Raw genomic sequence first — 20,450 nt, 5'->3', positions numbered from 1 at the left:
GAAGAAATCAGACAGACAAATAGGCTTTGATGCGCTCGGCATCGGTGTCGGCGCGCGTGGTCTCATGCACCAGTCGGCCGCCTTCGATCACGAACAGACGATCAGCCACGTCCATCGCAAAGGACAGCACCTGTTCGGACACCACGATCGTGATCTCGCGCAACTTGCGGATCTCGTTGAGGGCCTTGGCGATGTCCTTGATGATGGAAGGCTGAATGCCCTCGGTGGGTTCATCGAGCAGCAGCACCTTGGGGTTGGTCACCAAGGCTCTGGCAATGGCCAGTTGCTGTTGCTGCCCGCCCGACAGGTTGCCGCCCTTGCGTGCGCGCATGTCGAACAGCACGGGGAAGAGCGAGTAGATCTCGTCAGGGATCTTCTTGCTCTTGCTGTTCTCCAGACCGGTCTGGATGTTCTCTTCCACCGTCAATGTCGGGAAGATCATGCGGCCTTGCGGCACATAGGCGATGCCTTTGGCTACGCGCTTGTAGCTCTCGTCCTTGACGACGCTGCTGCCTGCCACGCTGATCTCGCCGGACTTGGTGGGCAGCACGCCCATCAGGCTTTTGAACAGCGTGGTCTTGCCCATGCCATTGCGGCCCATGATGGCCACGGTCTCGTTCTTGTTGGCTTCAAACGAGATGCCATGCAGCGCCTCGCTCTGGCCATAACTCACGAACAGGTCTTTGACTTCCAGCATGGTGTGTCTCCTCAGTGACCCAGATAAACGTCAATCACCTTGGGATCACTCTGGACCTGGTCCATCGTGCCTTCGGCCAGGATCTTGCCCTGGTGCATCACCGTGACCTTGGATGCAATCTGAGCCACAAAGGCCATGTCGTGTTCGATCACGATCATCGAGCGGTTCTTGCAGATGCGCTTGAGCAACTCTGCGGTTTGCTCGCGCTCCTTGGCGCTCATGCCGGCGATGGGTTCGTCCAGCATCAGCAGCTCGGGCTCCTGCATCAGCAACATGCCGATCTCCAGCCATTGCTTCTGGCCGTGTGAGAGCAGGCCCGCCTCGGTCTCCAGCTTGTCCGACAGACCGATTTCTTCGGCCACCACCTGCACGCGCGCCTTGACCTCGTCCGTGCACTTGAAGCCCAGCGCGCCCAGTACGCTGCGGCCTTGCGGGAAAGACACCTCCAGGTTCTGGAAGACGCTCAGGTTCTCGTAGATGGAGGGGGTCTGGAACTTGCGGCCCACACCCGCCCGCACGATCTTGTGCTCGGGCGTTCTGGTCAGCTCCTGGTCCTTGAACTTGATGCTGCCTGTGCTGGCCTTGGTCTTGCCGCAGATCAGGTCCAGCAGCGTGGTCTTGCCGGCTCCGTTGGGGCCGATGATCACGCGCAACTCGTTCTTGTCGACATAGAGGTTGAGGCTGTCGATGGCCTTGAAGCCATCGAAGGACACCGTCAGATCCTCGATGTAGAGCACGAACTCTTTCTTGCCACTTGTGTCACTCATGATGAGGTTCCTTGTGTGAACAGGTGAGGGTGTCAGGCTTGTTGGCCGCTCATGCCGGGGGGCAGGCCATCCTTGCCGGGCGGCAGCACATTGGGGTAGGCCGCGTGGGCCGCCTTGATGCGCTCTGCTTGAGTGGCACGATCGGCCTGACGCTTGTCCCACCAGGGTTTGATCTTTTGCTCCCACAGACCGGCCAGGCCATCGGGGAAGGCCATGGTCACGCCGATGAACAGGCCCGACATCAGGAACAGCCACAGATCCGGTGCGCTCTCTGAGAAGTAGGTCTTGCCGAAGTTCACGATCAGCGCGCCGTAGATGGCGCCAACCAGGCTCATGCGGCCACCCACTGCGGCGAAGATCACCATCTCGATGGAAGGCACGATGCCCACGAATGAAGGCGACATGAAGCCCACCTGCAAGGTGAACATGGCACCACCGATGGCGGACAACATGGCGGCCAGGCAGAAGGCGAAGACCTTGAACATGGCCACGTCGTAGCCAGAGAAGCGCACGCGGTCTTCCTTGTCGCGCATGGCCAGCAGCAAGGTCCCCAGCTTGGAAGACTGTACCCAGCGGCACAGAAAGACCGAGGCCAGCAGCAGGCCCACGCACACGTAGTACAGCACGTACTTGGCGTGGTCGGTGCGGATGTCCCAGCCCAGCATGGTCTTCAAGTCGGTGATGCCGTTGACGCCGCCTGTGTAGCCTTGCTGACCGATGATGAGCACCGTCAGGATCAGGGCCACAGCCTGCGTGATGATGGCGAAGTACACGCCCCCCACGCGCCGCTTGAACATGGCGTAGCTGATGATGAAGGCCAACAACGTGGGCACCACCAGCACGGCGATCAAGGCCAGGGGCAGGCTCTTGAATGGCACCCACCAGGACGGCAGGGCTGTGAGCTGGTTCCAGTCCATGAAGTCGGGGATGCCGGGTGTGGACTGGATCTTGGTGCTGATGGGATCCGACGCCTCCAGCTTGAGGAACATGGCCATCATGTAGCCACCCAGGCCGAAGAACACCCCTTGCCCCAGGCTGAGGATGCCGGCATGCCCCCACAGCATGACCAGGCCGAGTGCCACGAAGGCGTAGGTCAGGTACTTGCCGATGAGGTTGAGGCGGAATATGTCCAGCGCGAGGGGGAAGACCACGATCAGCAGCAGGGCCAGCAGCGCGATGCTGCCCAGCTTTTGCTGTGTGATCCAGGTTTGAACTTTGCCCATGAAAAACTCCTTTCAAACCGTTGGATTACTTGCGAACCTTCGAGGGGAACAGGCCTTGTGGACGCAGCATCAGGATCGTCACGACCGTGAGCAACGTGAGCACCTTGGCGTTCGAGCCTGTCATGAAGAACTCGCTGATCGATTGCGTCTGGGCGATGCCGAAGGCCGATGCCACGGTGCCCAGCAGGCTGCCTGCGCCACCGAAAGTGACCACGAGGAAGGAGTCCACGATGTAGAGAGAGCCGCTGGTAGGGCCTGTGGAGCCGATGGTGGTGAAGGCGGCACCGGCCACACCGGCGATGCCGCAGCCAATCGCAAAGGTGAGTCGGTCCGTCTGTTTGGTATTGATGCCGATGGCGTTGGCCATCACGCGGTTGCTCACCGTGGCTCGCACACGCAAACCCCAGCGGGCCTTGTACAGCGCCAGCATCAGCAGCACCGTGACCAGGGCGGTAAGGCCCATCACGAACATGCCGTTGATGGGAATGTCCAGGCCCTCTTGAGGCGCCCAGGAGCCCATCAGCCAATCGGGCAGCGTCGGGCTGACTTCCTTGGGGCCGATGGCCGTGCGGAAGATCTGTTGAAGACCGAGGCTCAAGCCCCAGGTTGCGAGCAGGGTATCCAGTGGCCGTTTGTAGAGGTGACGGATCAGTGCCCATTCAGTGAGCCATCCGATGCCGAAGGCGATCAGGAATGCGGCGACGATGGCAAACGGGAAGTAAGCCTGGATGAGGTCCGGTGCGTATTTCTCGATCACGGTCGATCCCATGAACACCGTATAGGCGCCGATGGTCATGAATTCACCGTGCGCCATGTTGATCACACCCATCTGGCCAAAAATCACGGCCAGCCCCAGGCCCATGAGCAGCAGCACCGAAAACAGGCTCAAGCCTGCGAAGCCCTGCATCAGGCCGATATTGAGTAGTTCTTCAAAAGACATGGGTCATCCCCTTCAATCCAAAAAGCCCGCGCAGCACCGGTCCGTGACTGCAACCGACGCTGACGCAGGAAGCGATCTGCTTGCCTGAACCCTGGCCGTCGTCTGAATACGGCAGGCAGATCGCGCGCTCATCCTTCGAACACACGCAGTTCGGCCCATCAGCCCCCTTGAGGGGGAGGCCAAGGCCGTAGGGGGTGGGTTATTGATATCCCTTGGGGAATGGATTCGGCTCGATCAGGTCGGTTGATTCGGCTACCACCTTGAACGTGCCATCCGGCATGCCCTGAGCGATGCGTGCCTTGCTGTAGAGGTGGTGGTTGGCGTGGACTTTGACGTAGCCTTCCGGCGCCGTTTTCAACTCGATGCCAGGCGAGGCGGCCACGACCTTGTCGACGTCGAAGCTGCCGGCCTTTTCGACGGCAGCCTTCCACAACCAGGGCCCCAGGTAGCCGGCCTGCGTCACGTCCCCGATGACCGACTTGGGACCGTAAGCCTTCTTGAAGGCCTCGACGAACTTCTTGTTGTTCTCGTTGGGCAGCGATTGGAAGTACTTCATCGAGGAATAGAAGCCGGCGAAGTTTTCGCCGCCTACACCCAGCATTTCGTCTTCGGTCACCGACAGGGTCAGCAGGAACTGCTTGGCGCCCGTGATCCCGGCAGCCTTGAGTTGCTTGTAGAAGGCCACGTTGGAGCCCCCGACCACTGCCGCAAAGATGCAGTCTGGCTTGGCCAGCTTGATCTTGTTGATCAGGGAGTTGAAGTTGGTATTGCCCAGTGGGTAGTACTCCTCACCCACCACTGAACCCTTCTGGAAGTTTTCGATGTGCTTGCGGGCGATCTTCATCGACGTGCGTGGCCAGATGTAGTCGGACCCCACCAGGAAGAACTTCTTGGCCTTTTTCTCCTTGGCGCCCCAGTCCAGGCCCCAGATGATCTGCTGCGTGGCTTCCTGGCCGGTGTAGATCACGTTCTTGGACTGTTCCAGGCCTTCATAGAAGGTGGGGTAGTACAGCAGGCCGTTTTCCTTTTCGAAGATGGGCAGCACGGCCTTGCGCGAAGCCGATGTCCAGCAGCCGAACACGCAGGCCACCTTGTCATTGACCAGCAGCTTCTTGGACTTCTCGGCAAAGGTCGGCCAGTCCGATGCGCCGTCTTCCTTGATGACCTTGATCTTGCGGCCCAGCACGCCGCCCATGGCGTTGATCTGATCAATGGCCAGTTGCTCTGCCTGGATCGATCCCGTTTCCGAGATGGCCATGGTGCCCGTCGCGGAGTGCAACTGGCCCACGATGACCTCGGTGTCGGTCACGGCCAGCTTGGTCGTGTTGACAGCCGAGGTGGCGGGTGCCGCACCGTAGCTCAGGCCGGCGACGCCCATCAGGGGGACGGTGCCCAGCCCTTGCAGGACGCGGCGGCGGTTGAGGGACTGATCATTCTGGTCATTCGACATGAAAGGACTCCTTGCACAAAAACGGGTTGCCGATGCCGCGCAGTGGTGCATGAGTGGCCCTTGTCGAACCTGTCATCCCGCACCGCTTGTCGCGACCTTGGGTGCAACAGTACGGACGAGCGGGTTTTCCATGAATACGTTAATTGACGTAGTGGGCGTACGCACACGTTGCCAAAACCGGTGGATCGCTTCTTGCATACGAGCAGAGCCGTCCTTCTTTTCGGAGCCAGTTCGTGTCCGTAGCCCGGCAAAAGATCTTTCGCATTCGCCGTGAATACAACTCCTGGGTGGCCAACGAGACCCTGGAGGACTACGCGCTGCGCTACACCCCGCGCACCTTCCGCAAATGGAGCGAAATGCGGGTGGCCAACACGGCGTTTGGTGCCGTGTCTTTTTTGGCGCTGGAGGCCATAGGCGGCGCCATTGCGCTGAATTACGGCTTCACCAACGCGCTGTGGGCCATCCTGGTGGTTGGGCTGATCACCTTTCTGACCGCCCTGCCCATCAGTTATTACGCTGCGAAATACGGCGTGGACATGGACTTGCTCACTCGGGGTGCCGGTTTTGGCTACCTGGGCTCCACGCTGACTTCGCTGATCTACGCCAGCTTCACCTTCATCTTCTTTGCGCTGGAGGCGGCCATCATGGCGCTGGCCCTGCAGATGTTGTTTGGCTGGCCCTTGCCCGTTTGCTATGTGGCGTCTTCGCTGGCCATCATCCCGCTGGTCACCCATGGCATCACGCTGATCTCTCGATTGCAGATGTGGTCTCAGCCTGTTTGGCTGAGCCTGTGGATCTGCCCCTTCCTGTTCGTGGCCTTTCAGAATCCTGAGGCCTATGTGGCCTTTACCTCGCTGAGCGGTCGCAGCACGGGCAGCAGTGGTTTTGACATGACTGCGGTGGGGCTGGCCTCTACTGTGGCTTTCTCGCTGGTCGTACAGGTTGGCGAGCAGGTGGACTTCCTGCGCTTCCTGCCGGAGAAGACACGCGAGAACCGTGTGCGCTGGTGGACGGCCGTCCTGGTGGCGGGCCCGGGCTGGGTGGTGCCCGGCATGCTCAAGATGCTGGCGGGGGCCTTTCTGGCCTTTCTGGCCTTGCAACACGAAGTGCCGGTTGACAAGGCCATCGAGCCCACGCAGATGTACCTGGCCGGTTTCAGTGAGGTGTTCTCATCGCCAGCGTGGGCATTGGGTGCCACGGTGCTGTTCGTCATCGTGTCGCAGGTCAAGATCAATGTGACCAATGCGTATGCGGGCTCGCTGGCCTGGTCCAACTTCTTTGCGCGGCTCACGCACAGCCATCCGGGGCGGGTGGTGTGGCTGGTCTTCAATGTCATCATCGCCGTGCTGTTGATGACGCTGGGCGTGTTCGGCGCGCTGGAGCGCGTTCTGGGCCTCTACAGCAATGTGGCGATCGCCTGGGTGGGCGCGTTGGTGGCTGATCTGATGATCAACAAGCCCATGGGTTGGTCGCCCAAGGGGATCGAGTTCAAGCGCGCGCATCTGTATGACCTCAATCCGGTCGGGCTGGGGGCCACCTTGTCGGCAGCGGTGGTGGCGGTGGCGGCACATGCCGGGCTGCTGGGGGAGGGGGCCGTGGCCTGGTCCTCCTTCATTGCCCTGGGCATCGCCATGGTCATGTCGCCCTTGCTGGCCTGGATCACGCAGGGGCGTTACTACCTGGCCAGATTGCCTCGCACACAGTGGAAACCGGGCCAATTGGTGCGCTGCTCGGTGTGTGAGAACCACTTCGAGGCCGAAGACATGGCCATGTGCCCGGCCTACGATGCGCCGATCTGCTCCTTGTGTTGCACGCTGGAGTCTCGCTGCCATGATCGCTGCAAGACGCGATCGCGCGCGGCCGAACAGGTCTCGGATGGCCTGATGGCGGTGCTGCCGGTGGCGCTCTCCAAACGCATCAACTTCAGGGTGGGGCACTACCTGGTGGTGTTCCTGTCGATTGCCACCCTGCTGGCCTTCGTGCTGGGTGTTGTTTACTACCAGGAAGGCGTGGTCACCGGGCAAACCATGCTGGACGGGCCCTTCGTGAAGGTGTTCGCCCTGCTGTTATTGGCGGCGGCCGTGTGCGCCTGGTGGGTGGTGCTGGCCTCCGAGAGCCGGCGCATGGCGCAGGATGATTCCAACCGCCACAACCAGTTGCTGCAACTCGAAATCGACGCTCACCGGCGCACTGATGCGGCCTTGCAGCAGGCCAAGGAACTGGCCGAAGCGGCCAATCAAGCCAAGACGCGCTATGTGGCCGGCATGACGCACGAGTTGCGCACACCGCTCAACAGCATCCTGGGTTATGCGCAGATCCTGCTCAAGGAGGCCCCGCCTGTTGGCAAAAAGCGCACCGCACTCAACACCATCCAGCGCAGTGGCGAGCACCTCATGGGCCTGATTGATGGCTTGCTCGATCTCGCGCGCATTGAAGCCGGTCGATTGCGACTGGAATCAGCACCCGTTCCTTTGCCCGAGTTTCTGGATGATGTGGTCAGCATGGTGCAACCGCAGGCAGAGGCCAAAGGCCTGGGCTTCAAACTGGAGACACGAGGCAAGGTGCCTTCGTGGGTGCAGGCTGATGCCAAGCGGCTGCGTCAGATCCTGCTCAATTTGTTGAGCAACGCCGTGCGCTTCACGCAGAAGGGGCGGATCACCTTGCGCCTTGATGCACGCCGTGAGGTGCTGCGTTTTGAAGTGCTCGACACCGGCATCGGCATTGCGCCCCAGGACCTGGAGCGCATCTTCCTGCCCTTCGAGCGTGGCAGTGGCGGGCGTCGCAGCAGCGAGCCAGGTACCGGCCTGGGCTTGACCATCACGCACTTGCTGACGGAACTCATGGGCGGCGAGTTGAGTGTGCAGAGCGTGATGGGGCAGGGCAGTACCTTCAGCGTGCGCCTGTACCTGCGAGAAATTGTTGCGCCGCCTGAATCGAAGTTGCGGGAAAACGGGGAACGCACCATGCGTCTGCTGCAGCGCCCGATCACTGGCTATGAAGGCAAGCGCAAGACCCTGCTGGTGGTGGACGATCAACCGATACAGCGGCAGATGCTGGCGGGCATGTTGTTGCCACTGGGCTTTGATATTCGAGAAGCAGCCAGTGGCCAGGAGGGCCTGGAAAGCGTGAAGGAGGCCTGCCCGGACGCTGTGCTGCTGGACATCTCGATGGACGACATGGATGGCTGGCGTACCGCGCGGGCGATCAGGCAAGCTGGCTTTCGCGAGGTGCCCATCGTGCTCGTGTCGGCCAATGTGTTCGAGAACCGGCCTGAGAACCTGGCCGCTGCCGAGTGCCAGGCTTTTGTGGCCAAGCCGGTGATGGAGTCGGAGTTGCTCGATACCCTGGCGCGCTATCTGTCATTGCAGTGGGTGACGGCGCCGCTTGCAGCCATCAATGCGGACCACGCCGAACCCACGGACTTGCCGCAACTGGATTTGTTCACGGCGTCAGACAACGTCATGCCACAGGATGCGGCCTGGGAGCTCGATCGTCTGGCGCGCAAGGGTCATGTGCAGGGCTTGCAATCTGCGCTGGAGGAATGGACGCAGTCCGCGCCGGAGCAGGCTCGCCATTGGCGCCGCCTGCGCGAACTGATCGATCAATTTGACATGGAGGCTGTGGTCTCCTATGTGGCCCCCTATCTCGCAGAGGACACGCTTGATGAATCCCAAGCTTGAGCAGAGCCAGGGCACCGTCCTGGTGGTGGATGATGCGCCGGACACCCTGCGCATGTTGTGTGATGCGCTGGCCGATGAAGGCTATACCGTGCTGGTGGCCCGTGATGGCGAGCAGGCATTGGCCAGGCTCGATGTGGTGTCTCCCGATGCCATCCTGATGGACGGCGTCATGCCTGGGCTGACTGGCTTCGAGACCTGTCAACGCATCAAGAATCATGCGGCATGGTCTGCCATCCCGGTGATCTTCATGACGGGCTTGTCAGAGACAGCTGATGTCGTCGCAGGCTTTGAAGCGGGGGGCGTGGACTACGTGGTCAAGCCGGTTCGAATCGAAGAGGTGCTGGCCAGATTGAGCACGCATGTGCGCAACGCACGCATGGCACGTGATGCGCTGCATGTCATGCAACAAGGACAACGCACAAGCGAAGGCGGTTCAACAGAGCTCAGTCGTTTGAGTGATGCCGCCTTGACACCCCGTGAAACCGAAGTCCTCAGCTGGCTGGCAAAGGGTAAGACCAACCGAGATATCGCCGACATCCTGGGCATGAGTCATCGCACGGTCAACAAGCACCTGGAACACATCTTCGAAAAGCTCGGCGTGGAGACCCGCGCAGCTGCTGCGGCGCTCGCCAGCAGGGCCATCTCAGCTTGATGATCGAGTGCAAGAACCCTCAGCAAGGTTCTTGTCATCTCGCAAACCCTCATGCAGCAACAGGGGTAGTTCACGTCAGCATGCGTTAGGCTTGCGGGCGGCGTCTTGGCACGCCAACAGTTGAGGCCACAGGAGCAGTACATGGCATCACCACCTCCAGCGCATTGGGTCGCTGGCTGGGTCAAATACAAGCGTTTCAGCGAACTGATCTATGTGTCGGTTGCTGGGCACTTTGCGTTCGCACTGGCATATGGCCTGTATCTGGGCCAATGGTCGATAGCGGCCATGCTGGGCTTGCCTGCCACACTCGTGCTGGCCTTGTTCCCACTGTTCAAATCCAGATTGAGCCCTATCAGCATCCGCGCCTGCAGCTATGTGATGTTGCTGGGCAATCTGGCCGGACTGGTGCTGGCCTTGATGTGGATGGGCCTGACGCCGAGCACCGCCGTGTGGTGGCTGGTGTGGTGGCCCATGTTCGTGGCCCATCTGATGGGCGTGGTCGACGGCCTGATCTGGACGGCCATCGCGCTGCTGTCCGCCGTGTTGATGTGGCAGAACCAGCAGCATGGCTGGGTGCAGCCCTTGATGCGGCATGAAGACAACCCCTTGTTCATCATGCAGATCGGCTTCCTGATCATTGGCGCGGGCTTTGGCATCGTGGTGCGGCGCGCCTATGATCGATTTGGTGAAGAGATCGATGCGAACCAGCGCATGATCGACAGACAGAACCTGTCGCTGGAGCGGCGTGCGGTCAAGTTGGAGAGCATGCTGCAGGCCGTTCAACAGTCCAGCCTGGATCGCACGCGCATGTTCGCCCAGATCAGCCACGAAGTGCGCACGCCGCTCAACGGCATCCTGGGCTTCACACAATTGCTCAAGCGCGGTGAACTCACCAATCAGCAGTCGCTCTATGTCGAACAGATTGATCGTTGCGGTGATACCTTGATGCAGATCGTCAACGACGTGCTGGATTTTTCTCGCCTGGAGTCGCACCCTACACAGTTGGCATCGCAACGGTTTGACGCCGTGCAGTTGGCCCATGAGGCCGTGGACATGGTCTCGTCCATCGCCGAGCAGAAGGGTGTGTCACTGATTCGAGAGTTTCCCGACGGCGAGATTGACGCCATGGGTGATCCGCTGCGGGTCAAGCAGGTCTTGCTCAACTTGCTGGCCAATGCCGTGAAGTTCACGCCCCATGGCGAGGTCTCCGTGCGCTGCCGGACCATGCAGGCCGATGATGGCCAGCATGCCTTGTACGTGGAAGTCCAGGATTCGGGCATCGGTATTCCGCATGAAGCGCTGTGCCAGCTGTTTCAGCCCTTCAACAAGGCCAGTGACAGCACCATCCGTCAATACGGTGGATCGGGCCTGGGGCTGGCCATCTGCAAGCGCCTGGTGGACATGATGAACGGGCGCATCGGCGTGGACAGTCAACCAGGCTGCGGCAGCCTTTTCTGGTTCGAGGTGCCGATCACCGAGTGAAGGCGCTATCGGATGACGGCCAGCATCTCGTGCACGTCATGCGTCATCACGGCCAGGAAGGCCAGCAGGCCGATGTAGGCGGTGGCGTAGGTCAGCCGGGTTTCGGCGGAGGCCACGTAATAGCCTGCATGCGAGGGATCATCAGCACGGAACTTCCAGGCCTTGATCAATTGCGGAATGGCCATGATGGCGATCAGGATCAGCACTGGATTGAGTGGGTTCTGCCACAGCAGGAATCCCATTACCGGCACACCCAACAGCCACAGGCGTGGCGACAGCACGGCCGTGATGCGTCCGCCGTCCAGAGGTGACAGAGGGATCAGGTTGAACAGGTTCAGGAAGAAGCCGGCGTAGGCCACGGCCAGCAGCCACTTGCCACTGTGGTCCAGGTCCCGTGCAAGGAAGTAGCAGGCCAGCGCACCCAGCGTGCCCACCAGCGGCCCGCCCAGGCCCACGTAGGCCTCGGTCTCTGCGTCATGGGGCAGATCCTTCATCTCGATCCAGGCGCCCATGAAGGGGATGAAGGTGGGTGCACCTACTTGCAGGCCGCGCTGGCGTGCGGCGATGAAGTGTCCCATCTCGTGCACGAACAGCAGGGCGATGAAGCCAGCGGCGTATTTCCACCCGTAGATGAAGGCGTACACCACCAGCGAAATCAGCATGGTGCCGCCCGTGGTGAGCAGCTTGCCGAACTTCAGGCCGCTGAACAGCAGCAACAGGATCTTCAACATGGTGTGGGCACTGAACGAAGGTCAGCCTTGGTTTTTGTCACGCTTGAAGAACTTGGTGAACACAGCGAACACGCCTGCGCCGGCCAGCAGGATCACCTTGGCAAACTTTGCCAGGAAGCCGGCAGCCAGGGCGAACATGCCCAGCTTCTTGGCTGCCAGGCCACCCACGAGCGCAGCCAGACCATACTCCGCTACTTTGTCGGTGGACTGATTGAAGTCTGCATAGCGCTTGCCTTCATTGAAGTCCAGTGCCGTCAGCAGCGTCTGAGCGTGGGCCTTGTCCTGGCCGATGGCCTGCGAGCCGGTGATCAGGTTGAGCGTGATGTAGCCTTCGCGGCCCAAGGCATAGGTGTTGTAGTTGATGCTGGTGGGTTCATCGGCGGGGGCGCCCTTGACGCGTGCTGACATGGACCACACCAGGCGGTGCGCGTCTGCCACGTAGTTGGGCTTTTCCACCCAGCCCAGGATGTCGAGTTCGGGGTAGCCGTTTTTGCGGCGCTCTTCGTTGGAGGCTTCGGTACCTTCCTTCAGGCTCTTGAACAGCTCGTCCACGTCCCAGTTCCTGGCGTCATCATCCTTGATGTAGCCGGCGTCTTCATAGCGGGCCACCACCATCCAGCCTTGTGCATCCGATTCCGGGAAGACCAGGCCCAGCTCGCGCTCGTCGGGGTGGTTGCCCACGGCTTTCATGAACTGACTGGCGGCAGGCTCCGGCACCCAGATGTAGCCGGCAGGCAGCTTGAGGGTGGCCTGATCGCGCAGCTTGATCTCGGCAGGTCCCCTGATCTGGGCGGCCTGCATGGCCTTGGAGGCCTCTGCGATGGCGGCCTGGTGGGCATTGCTCTGGGCGGTATCAGATTGGTGCTCGTCGGCGATGGCGGTGGCCATGGCGGTGCACAGCACGGCGCTCAATGTGACTTGAATCAACCATCGGTATATGCTGAATGTGCTTGTTCTCATGGCGGCTCCCTTGTTTCAACGGCCGCAAAGGTTATCAGAGACAGTAACAGTGCTTTCCAATCGACGTGCCAGCTTTTAGACTTTTCGTCCCTAGAGATATTCAATCAAGGAGTCTCAGCATGAATGGTTTGTATCGGTTGTTGTGGGCGGGGGCCCTTTCCGGGGCGGCATGTCTGTCTCACGCTGAGTTGCGCTACACGTTTGATGCCGATGCGCAGGGGTTTTCTATCAATGGCGATGCGGCGGGCATGCTGGCGCACGAGTCAGCGGGATACTTGCGCATCCAGGATCTGACGGATGCCACCAATGTGATGTTGAGCCTTCCGGAGAGTGCGGTGGCCGGTGGATGGCTGCCTTATCTGGGGGGGGCCTTCTCGTTTGATGCCAGGCTGGCGTTGCCCATCTCCTCGTACTGGCCGGAGTTCGGTGCGGTTTCCCTGATTTCGAGTCAAGGCAGTGTGGTGCTGGACCTTGTGCCTTCCGGCGAGCCAGGTTCGGACTGGCGGACCTACAGCTTGAAGCTGGACGCCAGCGAATGGGGCGTTGAGCCAGGCATGTTTGCGAGCATTGTGGCCAACCTGCAGCGCGTGGACATCAACATGGAGGCAGGCAATGGCCCCATTGAAACCGTTCACCTTGACAACGTCGTGGTGAGCGCCGTGCCTGAGTCGTCCACGTGGGCATTGTTCGTTGTTGGGGCCGCTTTGATGGGCGGCGCCTCGGCGTTCAGGCGCTCACGATCAACTGCGGGGCGCCTGCCTTGTGCGTCACCAGGCCACCTTGCAGGGTGAGGGCATCTTCCACGAACCATTTCACGGCACGCGGGTAGATCACGTGTTCTTGCTTGAGCACCCGGGCTGACAGGCTGCCTTCTGTGTCCTCGCTCAGGACGGGCACCGCCGCCTGGGCCACGATGGGGCCGTGATCGAGCTCTGGCGTCACGAAGTGAACGGTGGCGCCGGCCAGCTTGCAGCCGGCTTCGATGGCACGCTGGTGCGTGTGCAGGCCTGGAAAGGCCGGCAGCAGGGAAGGGTGGATGTTCAGCAAACGGCCTTCGTAATGGCGCACGAAGCCTTCTGTCAGGATACGCATGAAACCGGCCAGCACCACCAGATCGGGCGCGTAGCCGTCGATCACGCGGGCCAGTTCGGCGTCGAACGCCTCGCGTGTCTCGAAGGCCTTGTGATCCAGCACGGCCGTGGCGATGCCGCGCGAAGCGGCAAACTGCAGGCCGCCAGCGCTGGCCTTGTTGCTGACCACGGCCGCGATGCGGGCGGGCCATTGCTCGCTGGCGCAGGTGTCCACAATGGCTTCCATATTGGAGCCTCGGCCGGAGATCAGGATGACGATGTTCTTCATGCGGGCGACAGTGTAATGTGCCTCGCACGTGGCCGGGCACCTACAATTCGGCACTTTCCCGTTTTCGTTTCTCCATTCGAAATCATCGCTTTCCACAAGCCGTCAACCAGTCGACCAGCCAGCCATGACCGCACGCGTTCTCACCGGTATCACGACCACCGGCACCCCCCACCTGGGCAATTACGTGGGCGCCATCCGTCCGGCCATTGCCGCCAGCCGCGAGGCCGGGGTCGAGAGCTATTTTTTCCTGGCCGATTACCACGCGCTGATCAAGTGTGACGATCCGGACCGCATCGAGCGTTCGCGTCTGGAAATCGCCGCGACCTGGCTGGCCGCCGGCTTGGACACCGAGCGCGTGACCTTCTACCGCCAGAGCGATGTGCCCGAGATCACCGAGCTGAACTGGCTGCTGACCTGTGTGACGGCCAAGGGCCAGATGAACCGGGCGCATGCCTACAAGGCGGCGGTGGATGCCAATGGCGTGAATGCCGAGGATCCGGATGCGGGCATCACCATGGGCCTGTACTGCTATCCCATCCTGATGGCCGCCGACATCCTCCTGTTCAACGCGCACCGTGTGCCTGTGGGCCGCGATCAGGTTCAGCATATCGAGATGGCGCGGGACGTGGCTCAGCGTTTCAATCACACCTTCGGCAAGGGCCGCGAGCTGTTCGTGTTGCCGCAGGCCGAAATCGAAGAAAGTGTGGCCACCTTGCCGGGCCTGGACGGTCGCAAGATGTCCAAGAGCTACGACAACACCGTGCCCCTGTTCGACGGCGGCCCCAAGGCCCTGAAGGACGCGATTGCCCGCATCGTCACGGACTCGTGCCTGCCTGGCGAGCCCAAGGACCCTGAGAGCGCGCACCTCGTCACCATCCACGATGCCTTTGCCGATGCCGCCACGCGTGCCGCCTTCCATGCCGACCTGCGTGCCGGCCTGGGCTGGGGCGAGGCCAAGCAACGTGTGGTCAAACTGATCGAAGACCATGTGGGCCCGATGCGCGAACGTTATGCGCAACTGGTGGCGCATCCCGAGCAGATCGAAGCCGTGTTGCAGGCCGGTGCTGCCAAGGCACGTGCCGTGGCCACGCCCTTCCTGACCGAGTTGCGTCAGGCCGTGGGCTTGCGCGCCATGGTGGCGGTGCCTCAAGCCAAGGTGGCCAAGGTGCAGGCCGTGAAGGCTGATGTGCCCGTTTTCAAGCAATACCGCGAGTCAGACGGCCAGTTCTATTTCAAGCTGACGGCAGCCGATGGCACCTTGCTGCTGCAAAGCCAGGCCTTTGCCGAAGGCCGTGAAGCGGGGGCGTGGGTCAAGCGCTTCAAGGCTGAAGGTGCCGTGGTGCTGGGCGAGGCCCCGGTGAACCTGGCTGAGGGTGTGGCACGTGATATGGCAGAGGCAGCGTTGACGGCCTTGCAAGCGCATGAAGCCGAGCAGGAAGCCAGCAAGGCCGCCAAGGGCTGAGCTGACGCACATCATGGCCGGCATCCACATCACCGACATCGAATCGGCCATCAACTGGTGGCGCGACCAACGGCCCTCGCCTGATGGCATCAGCTTGTGCGACGAAGTCAAGTCGCTGGCCGAGGTGTACGCGCTCATGGTGTATTACCGCGAGACGGTGTGTGATGACGTCACCATGCCCGTGGCAGCCCGCCAGGCCTGGCTGGCCTGGTACGACACCACACCCGATACCCCGTGCATCGCGATTTGCTCGACCAGCCAGGGCGATGACATCTGCAAGGGCTGTGGCCGTACCTTTGACGAGGTGCAACTGTGGCCCGAGATGACGCCGTTCGAAAAGCGGGCTACCTGGCGCCGCATCACGCTGGACGCCACATCCTGGCGCTTCAACCGCTATGCCGAGCGCGCCCGTGAGGGTGCTGAAGCGGCGACGAAAGCGGCCACCGCTGCGTCGGGCGGCGTTTAATCGCCCGCGCCAGCCCGCTGAGGATCGTCGTCGGGCGGTTTGTCGCAAGGGGCTTGCCTGCTGGCGAGGCTCGTTCACAATTGCAGCCCATGGCATCGTCTGAACGTGCTTTGGCATCTCCTTCATCTTTCAACTCTGTGCGGGCGTTCGGGCAGCGTGGCGTGATGGCCTTGCTGGCCAGCGCTGGCGTGGGCGTGTTGATGGGTATGCTTCGCGGGCAGATGTGGATCGGTTTCCTGGATTCGCTCTGTGTGGGCGTGGCCTGCTGGTTCCATGTAGACGTGAGCCGGGCCATCGTGTCGGGCTGGCGCTGGCGTCGCATGGGCCTCGATGCCCGGCAGGCCGAGCCCGCACCGGACGGCACCCTGCCGCACTGGCCGGGTTGGCGCTGGATGGGACCGTGCGTGGTGCTGGGCACCTTGGCGGGCATGTGGTCTGGCGCGTGGCTGGCGCAATGGCTGGCACTGGGCATGGGCTGGTTGCCAGGTTACCGCAGTGCCATGACCCAAAGCCAGACCGCCTGGCCCGTGGCTGCCATGGTGACCTTGGGTGTGACCCTGGTGGTCAGCTATGTCTTCTATGCCCGCGAGCGGGTCGCCCTGAGTCTGAAAGAGGCTGAAGCCGCGCGCCGTTTGGCGGCGGAAAGCCAGTTGCGCTTGCTACAGGCTCAACTGGAGCCGCACATGCTGTTCAACACCCTGGCTAATCTGCGCGTGTTGATCCAGATGGACGCGGCCAGAGCCCAGGCCATGCTGGACAGCCTGATCAGTTTTCTGCGTGCCACCCTGAGCGCCAGCAGGCAGGCCGCTCATCCCTTGTCCGATGAGTTCGATCGCGTGTCGGACTACCTGGCCTTGATGCAGGTCCGCATGGGCGCCAGGTTGCGCGTGCACTTGATGCTGCCAGACAGCTTGCGCGGCTGCATGGTGCCGCCGCTGCTCCTGCAACCCCTGGTTGAAAACGCCATTCAGCATGGCCTGGAGCCCAAGCTGGACGGCGGTGAGTTGCGGGTGGAAGCCAGCCGCCATGGCTGCCAGTTGCAGGTGACCGTGCTGGACACGGGGCTGGGCCGGGCTGCAGGCGAATCGGCATCAGGCCGCCCTGGAACGGGCTTCGGCCTGCAGCAAGTCAGGGAGCGGCTGGCGGTGACCTGGGGCGATGCCGCCTCGCTGCAACTCGCAGACCGCCCTGAAGGCGGCACGGTCGTGACTTTGAGCTGCCCCTGTTCATGACCCTTGGAGCACACACCGGCATGAAAGCCACCGCCCTGATTGCCGAAGACGAACCCTTGTTGGCCGCCTCACTGCGCCAGGAGCTTCAGCAACTCTGGCCTGATCTGCAGGTTCTGGCGGAGGTGCCGGACGGTCAATCCGCCGTGCAGGAGACCCTGCAGAAGCGGCCGCAGATCGTGTTTCTGGACATCCGCATGCCGGGCATGAGCGGGCTGGAGGCGGCGCAGGCCATCTCGGAAGACTGGCCTGGCCACGAGGCCTCGCTGCCGCTGATCGTGTTCGTGACGGCCTACGATCAGCACGCGCTGGATGCCTTCGAGCACGCGGCCGTGGACTATGTGCTCAAGCCGGTGCAGACATCACGTTTGGAGCGCACCTGTCAGCGCCTGCAACTCGCCTTGAAACGCCAAGTAGAGGACGATGCGGCTGAGCCAATGATGGCCCCCATCATCTCCCAGTTGCGCGCCTTGATTCAGGCCGAGAAACCCCGCTCCGACGAGCGCAACATGCCGCCGCCATTGCGCGTGCTGCAAGCCAGCCAGGGCCAGACCCTGCACATGGTTCCGGTTGACGAGGTGATCTACTTCGAGGCGGCCGACAAGTACGTGCGCGCGGTCACGGCGCAGTCAGAACACCTGCTGCGCATGTCGCTCAAGGAGCTGGCGCCGCGCTTGCCCGCAGGCCAGTTCTGGCAGGTCCATCGCAGCACGCTGGTGAAGGCCGATGCCATTGCGACCGCACGCCGGGAGGAAACGGGCCGCTACACCTTGACGCTCAAGGGGCATGCAGACAAGCTGACCGTCAGCCGTCTGTACGCGCATTTGTTCAAGGCCATGTGAGCCAAGGCGCTTCGGCGCGTTGCGGGTTGTCGATCAAGCCGTGCGGGTCTGACGCCCTGCCTGTGTGGTGCCCGATGGCTTGCCCTTCCAGGCCTTGACAATGAAAGGCCAGATATAGGTCAGGAAGGTCTTGAGGTCCGCGCGCGCGATGCAGGGCAGTTCGGTGCCGCGCTGCCAGGTCGGGTTGCGTTGTTCGAAGTAGGCGATGTCCGGATCTGCGCGCATGTCGTCGGTGATCTCGGCGACATGGTCCTTCAGGCAATTGGCGCCGTCGCCAAAGTCCAGCAGCATCTTGTCTTGATCGAGCTTGCCGGGGAACATGGCTTCACAGTATTCGATCACCAGCTCTTGCAGATCCGTTGATGCCGTGCCGCCGCGCTTGGGGTAGAAATCTGGGAAGTTGCGTGCCAGCAGCAGATAGGTTTTGTAGCCCTTGGAGATCAGCGTCCAGTACTGCGGCGTCAGGGGCGATTTGAGCGCTTCCCAGAACAGCTTGAATGCAAACGCCTTTTGCAGAGAACGTGAACCCCAGTAGTTGCGGTCGATGATGGTGTCGCCGCTGAACAGGCCCTTGGCCTGCTTGCCGCCCAGCTTGAAGGTGTAGATGCCCAACGTCGAGAAGCCCACGATTTCCTGAGTCGACTTGTGGCGCACGATGAAGGCGCCATCCTTCTTTTCCAGGTCGCTGATGAAGGTCGACAGCGGGCTGTAGGCGTAGTTCGCCTCGAACAACTCGTGCATGCGGGCGATGTCCACGACACTCAGCGTGTTGACCTTCTGGTAGCGGGTGGTGAGCATGGTGACGACTTTCGGGTGGCGTTTGACGTTGTCTATGGGCTTGATTCTTCCGTTTGCCCACAGCCTTGCCCGAGAGGGGCAACCCTTGCGTTTTGGCTCAACCCTTCAAATGGGGGGTGTTTGAAACGGTGATATTTCTCCTATGTACAACGTCGAACGTTTGTTTGAAATCCGTTTAACAGAAGGGCCGGAGGGTATGGCACCCCTCGGGCCCTGGGGCTTTACTGCGGTACGGGTGCAGCCTGTGCGCGTTTGAGTGCCTGGAGGTAGTCGGCAGGCCGGATGTAGCCCTTGGCCAGCGCAGCGTCTGCGGCGGCCTTGTACTTGCTCACGTAGTCGGCGTGAGTGGGGTACAGCGATTTGAGCTTGGTGGCCGAGAAATAATTGGTATTGCCTCCGGCTACACAAGCGAACAAGTCCAGGAAGGCCAGTGAGCCGGTCGTGAAGTTCGCGTGGCCGTACTTGGCAATGGGCACGTCGATCTCGGGCAGGCGCAAACCCCCGACGGCATTGCCGTTGGCGTCCTTCTTGACGCTGCCCAACCAGTCGCGCTGCATGCGTGGCGCCACAGGTGGTACCTTGCCATTGAGCATCCAGTTTTTCAGGTGGTCATAGGCAGCGATCTGGGCCATGTAAAAAGGCATGGCGTTGTAGGGGCTGCCACATTCGGGTGGTGTCCAGCCAACTTCTCGCCCGCTCACGGATCCGATGCTGTCCAGCAGGTATTGATCTGCATGGGCCGAGCCGGCCACCTCCCAATGGCGGATGCGGTCCGTGTCGATCTGTCTGGAGGTGCCGCCCGCGACCGCCACATCCATTTCCGACTGAATCAGAAAGACCGGCACGTTGGTGTCGCTGCGCACGGCTGCCAGCGAGGGCATGTTGTCGGATGAAGCCATCTTGGCGCCACTGTTGAGTCGGCCGTGGATCAGGATGCCGTCAAACACCTTGTCCAGCGGCTGGATGGCGTTGGCGTAGGTCATCATGCGCATCGCTGATTGGGAGTGTCCGCTGGCGATCAGTTTGTGAGGCCGCAGGCCACCCAGAATCAGGTCATTTTGGTCACGCAGGGCCTGCGCTGTTTGCGACAGGATGTCGTAAGAAATGTCGTCACTGGGGATGCTGCCGGCGGCATAGCGATCGCCATAGGCCGTGAGCTTTTGCACACCCTGGATGCCCACCTTCTGGACGTTCACGCCCACATAGGCATAGCCCTCGCGCAGGATGGCCTCGTGCGCCATGCCCCAGTCCACATCCAGCGGGTAACCGGTGCTGACATTGAGCCATTCCACAATCACGATGCCGTTGAATTTGGCTGGATCAGAAGGGCTACGCACGATCATCATCGTGTTGTACGGCGTGTTGCTGGACACCACACTGGCGGCCCACTTGCCATCGCTGCCCAGTGTGCCCACGCCCTTGAACTTGCGGGCCAGGCCAGAGATGATGAATTCGCGCTCGGTGAAGCCGTATTGATCGAGGTGATCGACATCGGCGCGGTCACCGTAACCCGGTGTGGCCGGGCTGGCTGTGATGGCGGCTTGCGGGGCTGCGGCGATGGCCGAGGCCCCTGCGCAGATCAGCCATGTGGCCAGTGTCAGCCGGCTGAGGACGTGTTTTGTTCCAACTTGCATGCGGTGCTCCTGTAATGCGTTTAATGGAATGGTGTTCGTTATGTTTTTATCGCAAAGATAGTTGTCTTGCATAACAAA

Annotated in this window: 18 protein-coding genes; 8 read left to right on the top strand and 10 right to left on the bottom strand. The window is 61.4% G+C overall.

Annotated elements, in window-relative coordinates:
* Positions 1-7 precede the first annotated feature (7 nt).
* The 5 genes from urtE to urtA form a co-directional block, all read right to left on the bottom strand.
* Positions 8-697 carry an urea ABC transporter ATP-binding subunit UrtE gene (urtE, locus tag HY836_RS07145; RefSeq protein ID WP_290674960.1) on the bottom strand — a complete coding sequence of 230 codons (690 nt, stop codon included), beginning with the start codon at positions 695-697 and terminating at the stop codon, positions 8-10.
* Between the two features lie 11 nt (positions 698-708).
* Positions 709-1,464: an urea ABC transporter ATP-binding protein UrtD gene (urtD, locus tag HY836_RS07140; RefSeq protein ID WP_290674958.1), complete on the bottom strand. Its 756-nt coding sequence runs from the start codon at positions 1,462-1,464 to the stop codon at positions 709-711.
* A 32-nt stretch (positions 1,465-1,496) separates the two neighbouring features.
* Entirely contained in the window at positions 1,497-2,687 is a 1,191-nt protein-coding gene (gene urtC / locus HY836_RS07135) for an urea ABC transporter permease subunit UrtC (RefSeq protein ID WP_290674955.1), read from the bottom strand.
* Positions 2,688-2,712: 25 nt separating this feature from the next.
* A complete protein-coding gene (gene urtB, locus HY836_RS07130; protein ID WP_290674953.1) occupies positions 2,713-3,627 on the bottom strand; it encodes an urea ABC transporter permease subunit UrtB in 915 nt (304 codons plus the stop codon).
* Positions 3,628-3,826: 199 nt separating this feature from the next.
* Positions 3,827-5,077 carry an urea ABC transporter substrate-binding protein gene (gene urtA, locus HY836_RS07125; RefSeq protein ID WP_290674951.1) on the bottom strand — a complete coding sequence of 417 codons (1,251 nt, stop codon included), beginning with the start codon at positions 5,075-5,077 and terminating at the stop codon, positions 3,827-3,829.
* A gap of 233 nt (positions 5,078-5,310) precedes the next feature.
* Between urtA and HY836_RS07120 the strand changes: the two genes are divergently transcribed.
* The 3 genes from HY836_RS07120 (at position 5,311) to HY836_RS07110 (ending at position 10,891) form a co-directional block, all read left to right on the top strand.
* The gene (locus tag HY836_RS07120; protein ID WP_290674949.1) at positions 5,311-8,757 is read left to right on the top strand and encodes an ATP-binding protein; all 3,447 of its coding nucleotides are present in this window, start codon (positions 5,311-5,313) and stop codon (positions 8,755-8,757) included.
* On the top strand, positions 8,741-9,409 hold the full coding sequence (locus tag HY836_RS07115) for a DNA-binding response regulator (RefSeq protein ID WP_290674947.1): 669 nt from the start codon (positions 8,741-8,743) through the stop codon (positions 9,407-9,409). The genes HY836_RS07120 and HY836_RS07115 overlap by 17 nt, the downstream gene beginning before the upstream one ends.
* A gap of 141 nt (positions 9,410-9,550) precedes the next feature.
* Positions 9,551-10,891 (top strand): ATP-binding protein, encoded by a 1,341-nt coding sequence (locus HY836_RS07110; protein WP_290674945.1) that lies wholly within the window; start codon positions 9,551-9,553, stop codon positions 10,889-10,891.
* Between the two features lie 5 nt (positions 10,892-10,896).
* Here HY836_RS07110 and HY836_RS07105 read toward each other — a convergent pair whose 3' ends face one another.
* Both HY836_RS07105 and HY836_RS07100 read right to left on the bottom strand, forming a co-directional pair.
* Positions 10,897-11,622 carry a site-2 protease family protein gene (locus tag HY836_RS07105; protein ID WP_290674943.1) on the bottom strand — a complete coding sequence of 242 codons (726 nt, stop codon included), beginning with the start codon at positions 11,620-11,622 and terminating at the stop codon, positions 10,897-10,899.
* Between the two features lie 21 nt (positions 11,623-11,643).
* Complete coding sequence (locus HY836_RS07100; protein ID WP_290674941.1) at positions 11,644-12,582, bottom strand: DUF2167 domain-containing protein; 939 nt, start codon at positions 12,580-12,582, stop codon at positions 11,644-11,646.
* 119 nt (positions 12,583-12,701) lie between these two features.
* On the opposite strand from HY836_RS07100, the gene HY836_RS07095 reads away from it, so the two are divergent.
* Entirely contained in the window at positions 12,702-13,373 is a 672-nt protein-coding gene (locus HY836_RS07095; RefSeq protein ID WP_290674939.1) for a PEP-CTERM sorting domain-containing protein, read from the top strand.
* On the opposite strand, the gene purN is transcribed toward HY836_RS07095, so the two are convergent.
* Positions 13,309-13,941 carry a phosphoribosylglycinamide formyltransferase gene (gene purN, locus HY836_RS07090; RefSeq protein WP_290674937.1) on the bottom strand — a complete coding sequence of 211 codons (633 nt, stop codon included), beginning with the start codon at positions 13,939-13,941 and terminating at the stop codon, positions 13,309-13,311. The genes HY836_RS07095 and purN overlap by 65 nt on opposite strands.
* 124 nt (positions 13,942-14,065) lie before the next feature.
* Between purN and HY836_RS07085 the strand changes: the two genes are divergently transcribed.
* The 4 genes from HY836_RS07085 to HY836_RS07070 all read left to right on the top strand — a co-directional run bounded on the left by HY836_RS07085 (position 14,066) and on the right by HY836_RS07070 (position 17,940).
* Complete coding sequence (locus tag HY836_RS07085; RefSeq protein ID WP_290674935.1) at positions 14,066-15,403, top strand: tryptophan--tRNA ligase; 1,338 nt, start codon at positions 14,066-14,068, stop codon at positions 15,401-15,403.
* A gap of 13 nt (positions 15,404-15,416) precedes the next feature.
* Positions 15,417-15,869, top strand: a complete 453-nt coding sequence (locus HY836_RS07080) for a DUF3717 domain-containing protein (protein WP_290674933.1) — start codon at positions 15,417-15,419, stop codon at positions 15,867-15,869.
* 89 nt (positions 15,870-15,958) lie between these two features.
* On the top strand, positions 15,959-17,101 hold the full coding sequence (locus tag HY836_RS07075; RefSeq protein ID WP_290674931.1) for a sensor histidine kinase: 1,143 nt from the start codon (positions 15,959-15,961) through the stop codon (positions 17,099-17,101).
* Between the two features lie 20 nt (positions 17,102-17,121).
* Positions 17,122-17,940, top strand: coding sequence for a LytTR family DNA-binding domain-containing protein (locus tag HY836_RS07070; RefSeq protein ID WP_290674929.1), 819 nt, complete (start codon positions 17,122-17,124; stop codon positions 17,938-17,940).
* 33 nt (positions 17,941-17,973) lie between these two features.
* Here the strand turns inward: HY836_RS07070 and HY836_RS07065 are convergent, their stop codons facing one another.
* The gene (locus tag HY836_RS07065; RefSeq protein ID WP_290674927.1) at positions 17,974-18,738 is read right to left on the bottom strand and encodes a hypothetical protein; all 765 of its coding nucleotides are present in this window, start codon (positions 18,736-18,738) and stop codon (positions 17,974-17,976) included.
* A 221-nt stretch (positions 18,739-18,959) separates the two neighbouring features.
* Positions 18,960-20,372, bottom strand: a complete 1,413-nt coding sequence (locus HY836_RS07060) for an alpha/beta hydrolase domain-containing protein (RefSeq protein WP_290674925.1) — start codon at positions 20,370-20,372, stop codon at positions 18,960-18,962.
* Positions 20,373-20,450: the final 78 nt, after the last annotated feature.

Origin of the sequence: Aquabacterium sp., from assembly GCF_016234775.1 — a bacterium.
Classification (GTDB): Bacteria; Pseudomonadota; Gammaproteobacteria; order Burkholderiales; family Burkholderiaceae_C; genus Aquabacterium.
This window is presented reverse-complemented; position numbering and strand designations above follow the sequence as displayed.